General features: G+C 66.5%; 13 protein-coding genes. 6 read left to right on the forward strand and 7 right to left on the reverse strand.

What is annotated here, in order from left to right:
- The first annotated feature begins 322 nt into the window (after positions 1–322).
- From AC1DYU_RS03260 to der, 6 genes are all read left to right on the forward strand, one after another.
- Positions 323–883, forward strand: a complete 561-nt coding sequence (locus AC1DYU_RS03260; RefSeq protein ID WP_476790384.1) for a peptidylprolyl isomerase — start codon at positions 323–325, stop codon at positions 881–883.
- A gap of 184 nt (positions 884–1,067) precedes the next feature.
- Positions 1,068–1,565, forward strand: a complete 498-nt coding sequence (locus AC1DYU_RS03265) for a hypothetical protein (protein WP_476790385.1) — start codon at positions 1,068–1,070, stop codon at positions 1,563–1,565.
- Entirely contained in the window at positions 1,565–2,035 is a 471-nt protein-coding gene (locus AC1DYU_RS03270; protein ID WP_476790386.1) for a peptidylprolyl isomerase, read from the forward strand. Before AC1DYU_RS03265 ends, AC1DYU_RS03270 begins: the two co-directional genes overlap by 1 nt.
- A gap of 25 nt (positions 2,036–2,060) precedes the next feature.
- A complete protein-coding gene (gene queA / locus AC1DYU_RS03275; RefSeq protein WP_476790387.1) occupies positions 2,061–3,158 on the forward strand; it encodes a tRNA preQ1(34) S-adenosylmethionine ribosyltransferase-isomerase QueA in 1,098 nt (365 codons plus the stop codon).
- 178 nt (positions 3,159–3,336) lie between these two features.
- Complete coding sequence (locus tag AC1DYU_RS03280) at positions 3,337–4,002, forward strand: tetratricopeptide repeat protein (protein ID WP_476790388.1); 666 nt, start codon at positions 3,337–3,339, stop codon at positions 4,000–4,002.
- 160 nt (positions 4,003–4,162) lie between these two features.
- Positions 4,163–5,584: a ribosome biogenesis GTPase Der gene (gene der / locus AC1DYU_RS03285; protein WP_158486139.1), complete on the forward strand. Its 1,422-nt coding sequence runs from the start codon at positions 4,163–4,165 to the stop codon at positions 5,582–5,584.
- Between the two features lie 18 nt (positions 5,585–5,602).
- Here the strand turns inward: der and AC1DYU_RS03290 are convergent, their stop codons facing one another.
- The 7 genes from AC1DYU_RS03290 to AC1DYU_RS03320 all read right to left on the reverse strand — a co-directional run bounded on the left by AC1DYU_RS03290 (position 5,603) and on the right by AC1DYU_RS03320 (position 13,152).
- Positions 5,603–5,872 carry a hypothetical protein gene (locus AC1DYU_RS03290; RefSeq protein WP_476790389.1) on the reverse strand — a complete coding sequence of 90 codons (270 nt, stop codon included), beginning with the start codon at positions 5,870–5,872 and terminating at the stop codon, positions 5,603–5,605.
- 58 nt (positions 5,873–5,930) lie between these two features.
- On the reverse strand, positions 5,931–6,671 hold the full coding sequence (locus tag AC1DYU_RS03295; protein WP_476790390.1) for an SDR family NAD(P)-dependent oxidoreductase: 741 nt from the start codon (positions 6,669–6,671) through the stop codon (positions 5,931–5,933).
- Positions 6,672–6,686: 15 nt separating this feature from the next.
- On the reverse strand, positions 6,687–8,174 hold the full coding sequence (gene purF / locus AC1DYU_RS03300; protein ID WP_476790391.1) for an amidophosphoribosyltransferase: 1,488 nt from the start codon (positions 8,172–8,174) through the stop codon (positions 6,687–6,689).
- A gap of 79 nt (positions 8,175–8,253) precedes the next feature.
- Positions 8,254–8,937: a CvpA family protein gene (locus tag AC1DYU_RS03305; RefSeq protein WP_158486143.1), complete on the reverse strand. Its 684-nt coding sequence runs from the start codon at positions 8,935–8,937 to the stop codon at positions 8,254–8,256.
- 106 nt (positions 8,938–9,043) lie between these two features.
- Positions 9,044–10,438, reverse strand: a complete 1,395-nt coding sequence (gene radA / locus AC1DYU_RS03310) for a DNA repair protein RadA (protein WP_476790392.1) — start codon at positions 10,436–10,438, stop codon at positions 9,044–9,046.
- A gap of 99 nt (positions 10,439–10,537) precedes the next feature.
- The gene (alr, locus tag AC1DYU_RS03315; RefSeq protein ID WP_476790393.1) at positions 10,538–11,668 is read right to left on the reverse strand and encodes an alanine racemase; all 1,131 of its coding nucleotides are present in this window, start codon (positions 11,666–11,668) and stop codon (positions 10,538–10,540) included.
- Positions 11,665–13,152 carry a replicative DNA helicase gene (locus tag AC1DYU_RS03320; RefSeq protein ID WP_158486146.1) on the reverse strand — a complete coding sequence of 496 codons (1,488 nt, stop codon included), beginning with the start codon at positions 13,150–13,152 and terminating at the stop codon, positions 11,665–11,667. The genes alr and AC1DYU_RS03320 overlap by 4 nt, the downstream gene beginning before the upstream one ends.
- Positions 13,153–13,338: the final 186 nt, after the last annotated feature.

Here is a 13,338-nt window from a genome sequence, read left to right on the forward strand (position 1 = left end):
TCTAGTCTGTTTTTACCGCAGTAACGGCGCGCGTCTGTTCGCGTGCGACTCGTATACTAGGCGGGCGTTTGTCCTCCCGAGACCTGGTCCGCGGCGCTTCGATCAACAAAGCGTGTCCAGCAAGAGTTTGATAACCGATCGTGACAGCTCTGTCATCACTTTAGGCATGCGAAGCCTGATCTTTTTGCAAAATTATTCTCCGCTGCACTTGTGCAGTGCAACATCGTGCGATTCGCGTAGCTTTGGCGCCTTGTTCCGGCCAAAGGATGCCGCTACGACCCGCCTAGATAGGACTCCCGCCGGATCGTCGGTGGACATGGAGATGACAATGCTGCGCAGCTCGCTTGCTACCCTCGCCGTCCTGGCGTCGCTCGGCTTCGCCCAGATGCCTGCCCAGGCCCAGGCGCCGGACCCGAACAACACGCTGATCCTGGAAACCAAAGACGGCCCGGTGACGATCCGGCTGCGGCCCGATCTGGCCCCCAAGCATGTCGAGCAGATCAAGGCGCTGACCAAACGCGGCTTCTACGACGGCATCGTCTTCCACCGCGTCATCGACGGCTTCATGGCGCAGACCGGCGATCCGACCGGCACCGGCACCGGCGGCTCCGACCTGCCCAATATCAAGGCCGAGTTCACCCCGACGCCCTACAAGGTCGGTTCGGTCGGCATGGCGCGCTCGCAATCGCCCGATTCCGCCAATTCGCAGTTCTTCATCTGCTATGAGGGCTGCAGCTCGCTGACCGGCCAGTACACGCTCTTCGGCGAGGTCGTCTCGGGCATGGACGCCGTGCGCAAGATCAAGAAGGGCGCTGCCGGCAGCGGCCAGGTCTCCGGCCCCGACAAGATCGTCCGTCTGCGCCTGCAGGCCGACGCGAAGTAAGCCTCCGTGTAGGGCGCCAAGGCAGGGCCGGATCATGCAGGCGTTGGTGCCTCCGATCGTGTTGGCCTTGCTCCTTGCGACCCTTGCCGGCGCTCAGGCTCAGGGGACGACCGATTTCGGCCTGCCGCCGGCTTCCGGTTCGCAGAACCCTGTCCTGCCGCCGCCCTCGGGCTCGCAGAACCCGGTGCTGCCGCCGCCTTCGGGGCAGCGATATCTCCCGGGCGTCGGCGGGCGCTTCGGCGGCAGCGACCTGCCCGGCAGCGGCGAACGCAGACTTCCTGCGCCGCCGCGCTCCGGCAGCGGCGAGATCGGCGTCATCGGCACGATCGAGCCTGACACGAAGGCGTTCGACGACGGGGCGCTCAATACGCTTGCCGAGATCGCGCCGGCGTTGCGACGCTGCTGGACGCCACCCGCGATCGACGGCGCCGACACGGGCGTGATGGCGACCGTCCGGTTCAGCCTGCGCCGCGACGGCTCGCTCTTTGGCCAGCCCCGCGTGACCTGGGAAACCAGGAGAACCGACCCCGATCTGCGCCGGCGCTTCACCGACTCGGTCGTCGCCGCCGTTCGCACCTGCACACCTATGAGGTTGTCCCGGCCGCTCGGAGCGGCTATCGCGGGGCGACCTTTGTCCATTCGCTTCCACGGCCGCGCGCCGACCCAAGAAAGGCCGATCTGATGTCCCTCGATCCCGAGAACACCCTCGTCATGGAAACCACCAAGGGCAAGGTGGTGATCAAGCTGCGTCCCGATCTCGCCCCGAACCATGTCGAGCGCCTCAAGCTGCTCGCCCGCGAGGGCTTCTATGACGGCATCGTCTTCCACCGCGTCATCGACGGCTTCATGGCCCAGGTCGGCTGCCCGCATGGCACCGGCACCGGCGGCTCGAAGCATCCGGACCTGGCGCAGGAGTTCAACGCCGAACCGCATGTCCGTGGCGTCTGCTCGATGGCCCGCTCGCAGAACCCGAACTCGGCCAACAGCCAGTTCTTCATCGTCTTCGAGGATGCCCGCTTCCTCGACAAGCAGTACACTGCCTGGGGCCAGGTGGTCGAAGGCATGGAGGTGGTCGACACCATCAAGCGCGGCGAGCCCGTGCGCGACCCCGACTCGATCGTCTCGATGAAGGTGATGGCCGACGTCGCCTGAGCGACATCGTGCGGCCTGATTGCAAATGAAAATCGGGCTTTTCGATTTCGACCTCCCCGAAGACCGCATCGCGCTGAGGCCAGCCAGCCCGCGCGATGCGGCGCGTCTGCTCGTCGTCAGGCCCGAGGCGGATCCACCTCTTGAGGATCGCGGCATTCGCGACCTCGTCTCGCTCCTGCGGCCCGGCGATGCGCTCGTGCTCAACGACACGCGCGTCATTCCCTCGCGGCTTCGCGGCCGCCGCCGGCGCGGCGACGCCGTCGCCCGTGTCGAGATCATGCTGCACAAGCGCGAAGCCGCCGATCGCTGGCGCGCCTTCGCCCGCCCGGCCAAGAAGCTGGCGCTCGGCGAGACCGTCACCTTCGGCGACGATGCCGAGGGCAGCGCCTGCGAACTCGGTCGGCTTCAGGCTGAAATCGTCGAGAAGGGCGAGGCCGGCGAGGTCGAGCTGCGCTTCACGCTGGCCGGCAGCTATCTCGACGAAGCTATTGCCCGGCTGGGAGAATTGCCGCTGCCGCCCTATATCGCCGGCAAGCGCCCGACCGATCAGGCGGACGCCAGCGACTACCAGACCATGCATGCGCGGGAAGACGGCGCGGTCGCAGCACCCACGGCAGGGCTGCACTTCACGCCCGAACTCGTCGCCGCGCTGGAGGCGCGTGGCGTCTCACGCCATTTCGTCACGCTGCATGTCGGCGCCGGCACCTTCCTACCGGTCAAGGCCGACGATACCGACGAACATCGCATGCATGCCGAATGGGGCAGTGTGTCCGCCGAAACAGCGTCCGTGCTCAATGCCGTGAAGCAGCGGGGCGGGCGCATCGTCGCGGTCGGCACGACCTCGCTGCGCCTGCTCGAAAGCGCCACGGGCGAGGATGGCGTCATCGCCCCGTTCTCGGGAGATACCGCAATCTTCATCACGCCGGGCTACCGCTTTCGCGCCGTGGATCTGCTGCTGACGAACTTCCACCTGCCGCGCTCGACGCTGTTCATGCTGGTCTCGGCCTTCTGCGGCCTTGAGCTGATGCAGCGCGCCTACGCGCACGCCATCGCGCAGGGCTATCGCTTCTACTCCTATGGCGATGCCAGCCTGCTGCATCGCGCTTCTCGGCCCTCATCCTGAGGAGCGCGACAGGCGCGTCTCGAAGGATGCTCCAGCGATCTCCGGCACCTCTTGAAGCATCCTTCGAGACGCCGCTTCGCGGCTCCTCAGGATGAGGGCTCGGTAAAATCGTGTTCCGGCTCGCCATGGCCCGGCGAAAATGCTACCCGGCACCACCACACAGGAATTCTGAGCGACCATGGCCGATATTTTCCGCGAAATCGACGAGGAGGTGCGCCGCGACAAGGCGGCAGCGCTCTGGAACAAATACGGCATTGTCTTCATCGGGCTCGCGGTCGCGGCCGTCCTGGCCGTGGCCGCCTGGCAGTTCTGGCTCCATCGCGAGCAGCAGGCCTCGCAGGTCGTCGGCGCCCGGCTGGAAGCGGCCCTGAAGGCGTCGCGCGACGGCAACGGCACGGAAGCCGAGACGATCCTGGGCGAACTGGCCGCCAGCAGCACGCCCGCCGGCTATCGCCAGATCGCGCGCTTCCGCCTTGCCGCCGAGACGGCCAAGCGCGACGCGGCCGAGGGAGCCACCGCGTTCGACGCGCTCGCCAATGACGGCTCCTTGGCGCAGCTCTACCGCGACCTTGCCCGCCTGCGTGCCGGCATGCTGCGTGTCGATCTCGTGCCCTATGCCGAACTTAAGGCAGCGCTGGAGCCGCTGGCGACGCCGCAGGGGATCTGGCGCCATTCGGCCCGCGAATTCCTCGGCATCGCCGCGCTCAAGGCCAATCTTTTCGAGGATGCCGGCCGCTGGTTCGACGCCATCATTACTGACCCGCAATCGCCGTCGGTGCTGCGCCAGCGCACCGAACTCTACCTCGCACTGGTGCGCGGTGGGCCGGTCGAGACCAAGAACTGAGTTCCTACGGACCAGGTTTGCTGGAATTTCATTTGTAGCGCTGGTCATCCCGGATCAGCGCCGCTTTTGCGGCTTGTCCGGGATGACCGTGCGTTTTTTGTCGGCTGCGAGCATTCCAACGCCGTTGGACCGCAGGCGAAACAGGATTATCTGAACTGCCATGACCGCCACCGTCGCCATCATCGGCCGCCCCAATGTCGGCAAGTCGACGCTGTTCAACCGGCTCGTCGGCAAGAAGCTCGCGCTGGTCGACGACCTGCCGGGCGTGACGCGCGACCGGCGTGAGGGCGAAGCCTCGCTCGGCCATCTGCGCTTCAACATCGTCGATACGGCCGGGTTGGAAGACGCCGATCCGGGCTCGCTCGCCGGCCGCATGCGGGCACAGACCCAAACCGCCATCGACCAGGCCGACGTGATCCTGTTCATGATCGACGCCAGGCTCGGCCTGACGCCGATGGACCAGCCCTTCGCCGATCTCGTGCGCAAATCTGGCAAGCCCGTCATCCTGCTCGCCAACAAGGCCGAGGGGAAGAAGGGGCTCGACGGCATCTTCGAATCCTATGCGCTGGGCCTCGGCGACCCCGTGCCGTTCTCGGCCGAGCACGGCGAGGGCACCTCCGACCTGCTCGAGGCCCTCGCGCCCTATGTCGATGTCGAGCCGGAGGAAGAGGAGCCCTTCGACGAAAGCTATGGCGACAAGCGCTGGGTCGAGGCCCCCGCCGCCTTCGTCGACGAGGAGGCGGAGTACAACGACCCCAACAAGCCGCTGCGCGTCACCATCATCGGCCGTCCCAATGCGGGCAAGTCGACCCTGGTCAACCGCATGATCGGCGAGGAGCGGCTGCTGACCGGCCCCGAGGCCGGCATCACGCGCGACACCATCTCGGTCGACTATGAGTGGCGCGGCCGGCCGGTGAAGCTGTTCGACACCGCCGGCATGCGCAAGCGCGCCCGCATCGAGGAGAAGCTCGAGAAGATGTCGGTGCAGGATGCGCTGCGCGCCATCCGCTTCGCCGAGGTCGTCGTCGTCCTGCTGGACGCCACCATCCCCTTCGAGAAGCAGGACCTCACGCTGGTCGACTTCACCGAGCGCGAGGGCCGCACCGTCGTCATCGGCCTGAACAAATGGGATCTCGTCGCCGACAAGAACGGCCTGCTGGCCGAGCTCAAGGAGAAGGCGACGCATCTTCTGGCGCAGGTGCGCGGCGTGCCGATCGTGCCGCTGTCGGGTCTCGCTGGTGAGGGCATCGACCGGCTGATGCAGGCGGTGTTCCAGAGCTACGATGTCTGGAACCGTCGCATTTCGACGGCCAAGATCAACCGCTGGCTCGAAGGCGTGCTCTCGGCCCATCCGCCGCCAGCTGTCGCCGGCCGGCGCATCAAGATCCGCTACATGACGCAGGCCAAGGCCCGCCCGCCGACCTTCGCGCTGTTCGGCAACCAGCTTGACCATCTGCCGGTGTCCTACACCCGCTATCTGGTCAACAATCTGCGCGAGGCCTTCGAGCTGCCGGGAACGCCGATCCGCCTGCACACGCGCGGCGGCGAGAACCCCTACGACAAGAACAAGCGCGCGGGCTGACGATCCCGCGCGCGATCGTCAGCCCTCGAACTCGCGGTCCATGACCGGCGCGTCCGGGCGCTGTCGATCGAGGCTTTCGCGATAGCGCAGGCAGCCGCGCAGGAATTTGGGCCAGGGCGGCACGGCGATCTCGGGATCGACCGCCTCCGGCAGCAGGTCCCAGAGCTGGGGATGGTGCCAGCACAGGTCATGGCCGGTCGCGTCGCGATGTGCCCTGATGCCAGCCCGCAGCCGCTTCACCTCATCGAGAAGCTGGTTTCGCGAGAGCTGCGGGAGATCATCGTCCATGCTCGCCTCCTGCCTGCGGAAACGAGGCAGGAGGAAATTGGTTCGCTGTCCGGGATGGCTAGGCCGGCATCTGCGGGCTGAGCACCTTGCCCTGCGGGAAGTCGAAGATCTTGCCGCTCTGCGCCCAGTCCGGCGAGGCGATCGCGACCAGATGCGGCGCCAGATCCTCCGGCGTCTTCAGCGTCAGCGGGTCCTCGCCCGGCATCGCCTCGGCGCGCATGCGTGTGCGCAGCGGTCCGGGATTGACCATCATCAGCTTGAGCGGGGTCGTTGCGGTCTCGGCGGCGTAGGTGCGCCCCATCGCCTCGACGGCGGCCTTGGAGATCGAATACGGCCCCCAATAGGCCAGGCATTTATGCGCCGCGCCGGAAGACATCAGGATCACGCGGGCAGCGTCCGACGCCTGCAGCGCCGGCTCGACCGACTTCAGCAGCCGCCAGTTCGCGGTGACGTTGGTGTCGAAGACATTCGCCCATTCCTTTGGCGAGGCATGGGTCAGCGGCGAGAGCGGGCCGAGGATGCCGGCATTGGCCAGCAGGACATCCAGCTTGCCCCAGCGCTGCATGAGCGCAGGCCCGAGCTTCTCGATCGCCGGCGCATCGCTGAGATCGAGCGGGGCCAGTGTCGCGGTACCACCGATGGCACGGATTTCATCGTCGAGTTCCTCGAGCGCACCGCTGGTGCGTGCAAGCGCGACGACATGTGCGCCGGCCTGCGCGAAAGCGAGCGCCGCCGCACGGCCGATGCCGCGCGAGGCGCCAGTAACCAGCGCGACGCGCCCTTCCAGAGGCTTGGACATGAAAACCCTTGCAGCTCAGCCGGCTTCGGCCAAGAGCGAAATCCGCTGCTTGGCGCTCTCGCCGACGACGTCGGTCAGCGAGGTCGGATAATCGCCGGTGAAGCAGTGGTCGGTGAACTGCGGCCGGACGGGATCGCGCCGCTCATGGCCCATGGCGCGATAGAGCCCTTCTACCGAAAGGAAGGCCAGCGAATCGGCACCGACGAACTGGCGCATCTCCTCCAGCGTATGGGTCGCGGCGAGCAGCTTCTCCCGGTCGGGCGTATCGATGCCGTAATAGTCGGGATGGGTGATCGGCGGCGAGGAGATGCGGAAATGCACCTCCTTGGCGCCGGCCTCGCGCATCATCTTGACGATCTTGAACGAGGTCGTGCCGCGCACGATCGAATCGTCGACCAGCACGATGCTCTTGCCCTCGACGACCGAGCGGTTGGCCGAATGCTTCAGGCGCACGCCGAGTTCGCGGACCTTCTGCGTCGGCTCGATGAAGGTGCGGCCGACATAATGGTTGCGGATGATGCCGAGCTCGAAGGGGATGCCGCTGGCCTGCGAGAAGCCGAGCGCGGCCGGCACGCCGGAATCCGGCACGGGCACGATGACGTCGGCGTTGGCCGGAGCCTCCAGCGAGAGCTGCGCGCCCATGCGCTTGCGGCGCTCATAGATGCTCTGGCCCTTCACGATCGAATCGGGACGGGCGAAATAGATGTACTCGAAGATGCAGGGCCGCTCGGCGACCGGCGGGAAGGGCTTGTGACTCTCGATGCCGCTCTCGGAGATCACGACGACCTCGCCGTTCTCGACCTCGCGGACGAACTTTGCGCCGATGATGTCGAGCGCACAGGTCTCCGAGGTCAGGATCGGGCAGCCGTCGAGTTCGCCCAGCACCAGCGGACGGATGCCGAGCGGGTCGCGGGCGCCGATCAGCTTCTTGTTGGTGATGCCGACGAAGGCATAGGCGCCCTCGATCTGGCGGATCGCCTCGACGAAGCGTTCGATGAAATGCGGCTTGCGGCTGCGCGCGACGAGATGCAACAGCACCTCGGTGTCCGAGGTCGACTGATAGATCGCGCCGTCGCGCACGAGGTTGCGCCGCAGCGTCAACCCGTTCGTCAAATTGCCGTTATGGGCGACCGCGAAGCCGCCACCATGCAGTTCGGCGAACAGCGGCTGGACGTTGCGCAGGATGGTCTCGCCGGTGGTCGAGTAGCGGACATGGCCGATAGCCTGCTTGCCCTTGAGCTTCTCGATCACGGAGACTTCCGAGAAGGCGTCGCCGACGAGGCCGAGCCGGCGCTCGGAATGGAAGCGCGTGCCGTCGAAGGTGACGATACCCGCCGCCTCCTGGCCGCGATGCTGGAGCGCATGCAGGCCGAGCGCTGTCAGCGCCGCGGCATCGGCATGGCCGAAGATGCCGAACACGCCGCATTCCTCCCGCAGCCGATCGGCATTGGGATCGAAAGGGGTCTCGGTCTCGGCGGCCCTCGTCTCGAATTGCGAGATCATCTCAAGGCTCCATGCGGCTCGAAAGAAGACCGCGGCTCGAAGGATAAAGCGGCTCGAAGAACAGGTGGTTAGGCGAAGATTATGGGCGCGTCGGGGCGGGCGTCGTCGGGCGGGTGGCGTCGATGGCGCGCTGCAGCGCCTGGCGGTCGGCGGCGTTGGGCACCTGGGTGCGGCGCTGCGGGTCGGCGGTCGGGTTTGCCGGCGCGCGAGGTTCTTCGGCGGGCGCCTCTGTCGGCTCTGTACCGGTCTTGGGCTTCAGCAAATTCTTGATGAAGTCGGCGTTGACGTCCTGCGGGAGCATTGTGATCAGCGATCGGCCCGTCTCTTCGAGCATCGGCTTGGCCTTGGCATCCCTGGCCCAGGTCGGCATGTTCTTGTCGCCCATCAGCGCCGCGAAGAAGAGATAGCCGATCACTGCGAGAAGGACGCCGCGGGCGGCGCCGAAGACGAAGCCGAGCGTGCGGTCGAGTGCGCCGATGCGCGAATCGAGCACGAAGTCCGAGATCCGCGCCGTCACCAGCGAAACCACGATCAGCGTCACCAGGAAGAGCGAGGCAATCGCGGCGATCAGGGCGATCGTGTCGTTGGGGATGTACTGCTTCAGGATCGGCAGCATCTGCGGGTGGAACACCCAGGCGACCGCCGCCGCCGCCGCCCAGGAGGCAATCGCGAGCACCTCGCGCGTCAATCCGCGCACGGCGGCCAGCAATGCCGAGATCAGAACCACGCCGACGACGACGAGATCGAGAATGGTGACGGGCATGGATGAGCCGCTTCTTTATGGTCTCGGAATGGCCAGCCGGAGATGGGTTGGCCGTATCGGCTTTGCTATACGCGTTCAGGGCCTCTGCGTCACTATTGCGAAACCGTCATTTCACATCTCTGCGAGGTGCCCGGGACGCGATATCCGCAACGAGTTCCGTGACATGGCCGAAACGCCTCAACTCCAACCCGCCGCCGTCCCCGGCATCGGCACCACCTGACGGCATCAGGGCTGCCTCGAAGCCGAGTTTGGAGGCCTCGCGCAGCCGCGCTCCGGCGACCGAAACCGGCCGGATCGCCCCTGATAGGGCGATTTCGCCGAAATAGACCGATTCGGGCGGCAGGATTGCGCCCGTCAGCGAGGACACCAGCGCGGCCGCCACGGCGAGGTCGGCGGCTGGCTCGTTGACGCGCAAGCCGCCGGCGACGTTGAGATAGACGTCGTGTTGCCCCAGTCTCAAGCCGCCATGCGTTTCCAGCACGGCGAGCACCATGGCGAGCCGGCTGTTCTCCCAGCCGACGACGGCGCGGCGCGGCGTGCCCAGCGAGGTCGGCGCGACCAGCGCCTGGATCTCGACCAGAACCGGCCGCGTGCCCTCGATGCCGGCGAAGACGGCCGCCCCCGGCGCCGCCTGGTCGCGCCCCGCAAGAAAGAGCGCCGACGGATTGGTGACTTCGGACAGACCCATGCCGGTCATCTCGAAGACGCCGATCTCGTCGGTCGCGCCGAAGCGGTTCTTCTGGCCGCGCAGGATACGGAACGCATGGGCGCCTTCGCCCTCGAAGGAGAGCACGGCGTCGACCATGTGCTCGACCACGCGCGGGCCTGCGATCTGGCCGTCCTTGGTGACATGGCCGACCAGGATCATGCAGGCGCCGCTGGTCTTGGCGTAGCGGATCAACGCCTGCGCCGAACCGCGCACCTGCGTCACGGTGCCGGGCGCGCTCTCGACCTCGCCCGACCACATCGTCTGGATCGAATCGATCACCACGAGGGCAGGGCGGGTGCCTTGGCCCAAAGTCGCGATGATGTCCTCGACATTGGTTTCCGCCGCGAGATCGACGGGCGCATCCGCCAGCCCCATGCGCTCGGCCCGCAGCCGCACCTGCCCGGTCGATTCCTCGCCCGAGACATAGACGACGCGCCGTCCTGAGAGCGCCAGCGCGGCGCAGGCCTGCATCAGCAGGGTCGACTTGCCGATGCCCGGATTGCCGCCGATCAGCAGCACCGAGCCCGGCACGAAGCCGCCGCCGGTGACGCGGTCGAGCTCGCCGATCCCTGAGACGATGCGCGGCGCGTCCTGCGTGTCGCCCTTGAGGCTCTCCAGCGCGAAGACGCGGCCTCTCGGCTTGCCGCCGGAGCTGCGCGCGCCGGGCACGGGTGCAGCCTGCGCCTCCTCGGAGAGCGAGGACCAGGTCCCGCAGGCGTCGCATTTGCCCTGCCAGCGATGATAGACCGCGCCGCAGGCCTGGCAGGTATAGGTCGGACCACGCTTGGCCATCAGCCGTCATTCTCGGGCGAAGCGAAGCGCAGACCCGAGAATCTCTTGCAGGAGATGCTCGGGTCAATCCCGAGCATGACGCGCGCGTGGCCGCTCATCTCACAGCCCGACATAGCGGCGCGCATGGCGCCGGCCCAGGCTGGTCAGGATCTCGTAGCCGATCGTCTTGGCCCCTGCGCCGACCGTCTCGAGGTCGAGCGGCCCACCGATCAGCGTGACGGACGCGCCGCGCTGGACCTCCGCGGCCGGCACATCCGTGACATCGACGATGGTCAGATCCATCGAGACCGTGCCGACGAAGGGGCAGATAATGCCGCCGACGACCGCCGAGCCGCCGGTGCTGGTGTCCGTCCAGCTCGCATTGCGCGGATAGCCGTCGGCATAGCCGAGGCAGATCGTGGCCAACCGGCTGCGGCGCTTGGCGGTCCAGCGGCCATTATAGCCGACTTGTGTGCCGGCATCGACGTCGCGGAGCTGAAGAATGCGCGCCTCCAGCCTGATGACGGGACGCATCGGGTTGGGCTTGCCGGGTGTCGGATTGCCGCCATAGAGGCCGTAGCCCGGCCGGGTGAGCTGATAGGACGGGCAGTCCTTGAGGAAATGCCCCGAGGAGTTCTTGAGCGAGGCCGGCAGTCCGGGAAAGGCGGCCGCGATCTCGGCGAAGGCTGCGATCTGGCGGTCATTGGCCGGATCGGCCTCGTCCTCGGAGGAGGCGAAATGGCTCATCACCAGCCCGATCCCGGCGGCGGTGATGGCGCCGGCCTTCTCGCGCGCCAGATTCAGCCCTTCGCCGGGCCACAGGCCAAGCCGGTTCATCGCCGTATCGACATGCAGCGCTGCCGGCCGCGCATTGGCTCCGCCTTGCCGGAACGCCGCCCATTCGAGCAGCTCTTGGTGCGAGCCCAGAACGGGTGAAAGCTCATGCTGGGCATACACATCGCATTGGCCGGGCAAGAGTCCGTTCAGGACGTAGATCGCCGCCTCGCGATCGACACCGCGGGCGCGGATGCCTTCGGAGACATGGGCGACGAAGAAACTCCGGCAGCCGGCCCGCGACAGCGCCGTCACCGCTGGCTCGATGCCGATGCCATAGGCATTGGCCTTGACGACGGCGGCGGCTTCGGTTCCGGCGCGTTCGCCGAGCGCCCGCCAGTTGGCGATCAGCGCGCCGAGATCGATCGTCAGCGTGGTGCCGCAGGTTTCGGCGTCTGGTGTGTCGAAGGCGTTCATTCGCGGTCCGGAAGTCGCATTTCGTCGGCACGGTCGGAGAAGCGCGTCACCTCGGCATCAAACTGCAGGGCGATCGCGCCGGTGGGGCCATGGCGCTGCTTGCCGATGATGAGCTCGGCCACGCCATGGGCGGCCTCCATCTCGATCTGCCATTTGTTGTGGTCTTCGGTGCCGGGGCGCGGCTCCTTGCCCTTGAGGTAGTATTCCTCGCGGTAGACGAACATCACGACGTCGGCGTCCTGCTCGATCGAACCCGATTCACGCAGATCCGAAAGCTGCGGACGCTTGTCGTCGCGGCTTTCGACCTGACGCGAGAGCTGCGAGAGCGCGACGATCGGCACGGCCAGTTCCTTGGCCAGGGCTTTCAGGCTGGTCGTGATCTCGGTCAGTTCCTGCACGCGGTTCTGATTATTCTTGGCCGAGCCCGAGAGCAGCTGCAGGTAGTCGATGAACAGGACGTCGAGGCCCTTCTGGCGTTTCAGCCGGCGGGCGCGGGCGACGAGCTGGGCAATCGAGATACCGCCGGTTTGGTCGATATAGAGCGGCAGCTTCTCGATCTGCGCGGCGACATCGGTCAGCTTGGCGAAATCGCCCTCGGTGATGCGGCCCTGCCTGATCTTGTAGGAGGAGATGCCCGATTGTTCGGCGACGATACGCGTCGCCAGCTGGTCGGCCGACATTTCGAGCGAGAAGAAGGCGACGATGCCGCCATCGACCGTCTTGATCGTGCCGTCGGTCTGGCGTTCGCCGCGCCAGGCCTTGGCGATGTTGAAGGCGATGTTGGTGGCGAGCGACGTCTTGCCCATGGCCGGGCGGCCGGCGAGCACGATCAGGTCAGAAGACTGCAGGCCGCCCATGCGCTGGTCGAGGTCGCGCAGGCCCGTCGACAGGCCCGACAGGCCGCCGGCGCGCTGATAGGCGTTGGCGGCCATTTCGATCGCGGTGAACAGCGCCCCGTCGAACTTCTGGAAACCGCCCTCGTAGCGGCCCTTTTCGGCAAGTTCGTAGAGCTTGCGTTCGGCCTCCTCGATCTGCTCTCGCGGAGCCATTTCGACGGGCGCGTCATAAGCGACGTTGACGAGATCCTCGCCGACTCCGATCAGCTGGCGGCGGATCGCGAGGTCGTAGACGGTGCGGCCGTAATCGCCGGCATTGATCACGGTCGTCGCCTCGGCAGCGAGGCGGGCGAGATATTGCGAGGCGGTGATGCCGCCGAGATCCATCTCACCGACGAAGGTCTTCAGCGTGATCGGCGTCGCGATCTTGCCGGCCCGGATCAGGCTCGAGGTCAGCTCGAAGACGCGCTGGTGGATCGGCTCGAAGAAATGGTCCGGCAGCAGGAAGTCGGAGACGCGGTAGAACGCATCGTTGTTGACCAGGATCGCGCCCAGCAGGGCCTGCTCGGCCTCGATGTTGTGAGGCTGAACGCGGTATTCGGCCTCACGGGTTTCGAGGCGGGTGACGAGGGCGGTTGCTGTGGCCATAGCTCTCGATAGGTCAAAACCGGCCGTGGGCGGAACCCGAACAGACGGTGAACACAACAATTAGACCGAACTCTGCCCGCTGTCCACAGACTCTCCTGCGAAGGCGATTTGGGTTGACTGGATTTGCTGCCAGCTTGCCATCAGCAGCCATCTTGATGGCAGCAGTTCGAAGGCGTATTTTGAATG

The organism is Allobosea sp. P2_B12 (genome assembly GCF_056404835.1).

What these genes read in the sequence shown, in the direction of transcription:
- AC1DYU_RS03260 (WP_476790384.1), top strand. Translation starts at nt 323, where the DNA reads ATGACAATGCTGCGCAGCTCGCTTGCTACCCTCGCCGTCCTGGCGTCG.
- AC1DYU_RS03320 (WP_158486146.1), bottom strand. Translation starts at nt 13,152, where the DNA reads ATGGCCACAGCAACCGCCCTCGTCACCCGCCTCGAAACCCGTGAGGCC.
- AC1DYU_RS03305 (WP_158486143.1), bottom strand. Translation starts at nt 8,937, where the DNA reads ATGCCCGTCACCATTCTCGATCTCGTCGTCGTCGGCGTGGTTCTGATC.
- AC1DYU_RS03270 (WP_476790386.1), top strand. Translation starts at nt 1,565, where the DNA reads ATGTCCCTCGATCCCGAGAACACCCTCGTCATGGAAACCACCAAGGGC.
- alr (WP_476790393.1), bottom strand. Translation starts at nt 11,668, where the DNA reads ATGAACGCCTTCGACACACCAGACGCCGAAACCTGCGGCACCACGCTG.
- AC1DYU_RS03290 (WP_476790389.1), bottom strand. Translation starts at nt 5,872, where the DNA reads ATGGACGATGATCTCCCGCAGCTCTCGCGAAACCAGCTTCTCGATGAG.
- AC1DYU_RS03295 (WP_476790390.1), bottom strand. Translation starts at nt 6,671, where the DNA reads ATGTCCAAGCCTCTGGAAGGGCGCGTCGCGCTGGTTACTGGCGCCTCG.
- purF (WP_476790391.1), bottom strand. Translation starts at nt 8,174, where the DNA reads ATGATCTCGCAATTCGAGACGAGGGCCGCCGAGACCGAGACCCCTTTC.
- radA (WP_476790392.1), bottom strand. Translation starts at nt 10,438, where the DNA reads ATGGCCAAGCGTGGTCCGACCTATACCTGCCAGGCCTGCGGCGCGGTC.
- der (WP_158486139.1), top strand. Translation starts at nt 4,163, where the DNA reads ATGACCGCCACCGTCGCCATCATCGGCCGCCCCAATGTCGGCAAGTCG.
- queA (WP_476790387.1), top strand. Translation starts at nt 2,061, where the DNA reads ATGAAAATCGGGCTTTTCGATTTCGACCTCCCCGAAGACCGCATCGCG.
- AC1DYU_RS03280 (WP_476790388.1), top strand. Translation starts at nt 3,337, where the DNA reads ATGGCCGATATTTTCCGCGAAATCGACGAGGAGGTGCGCCGCGACAAG.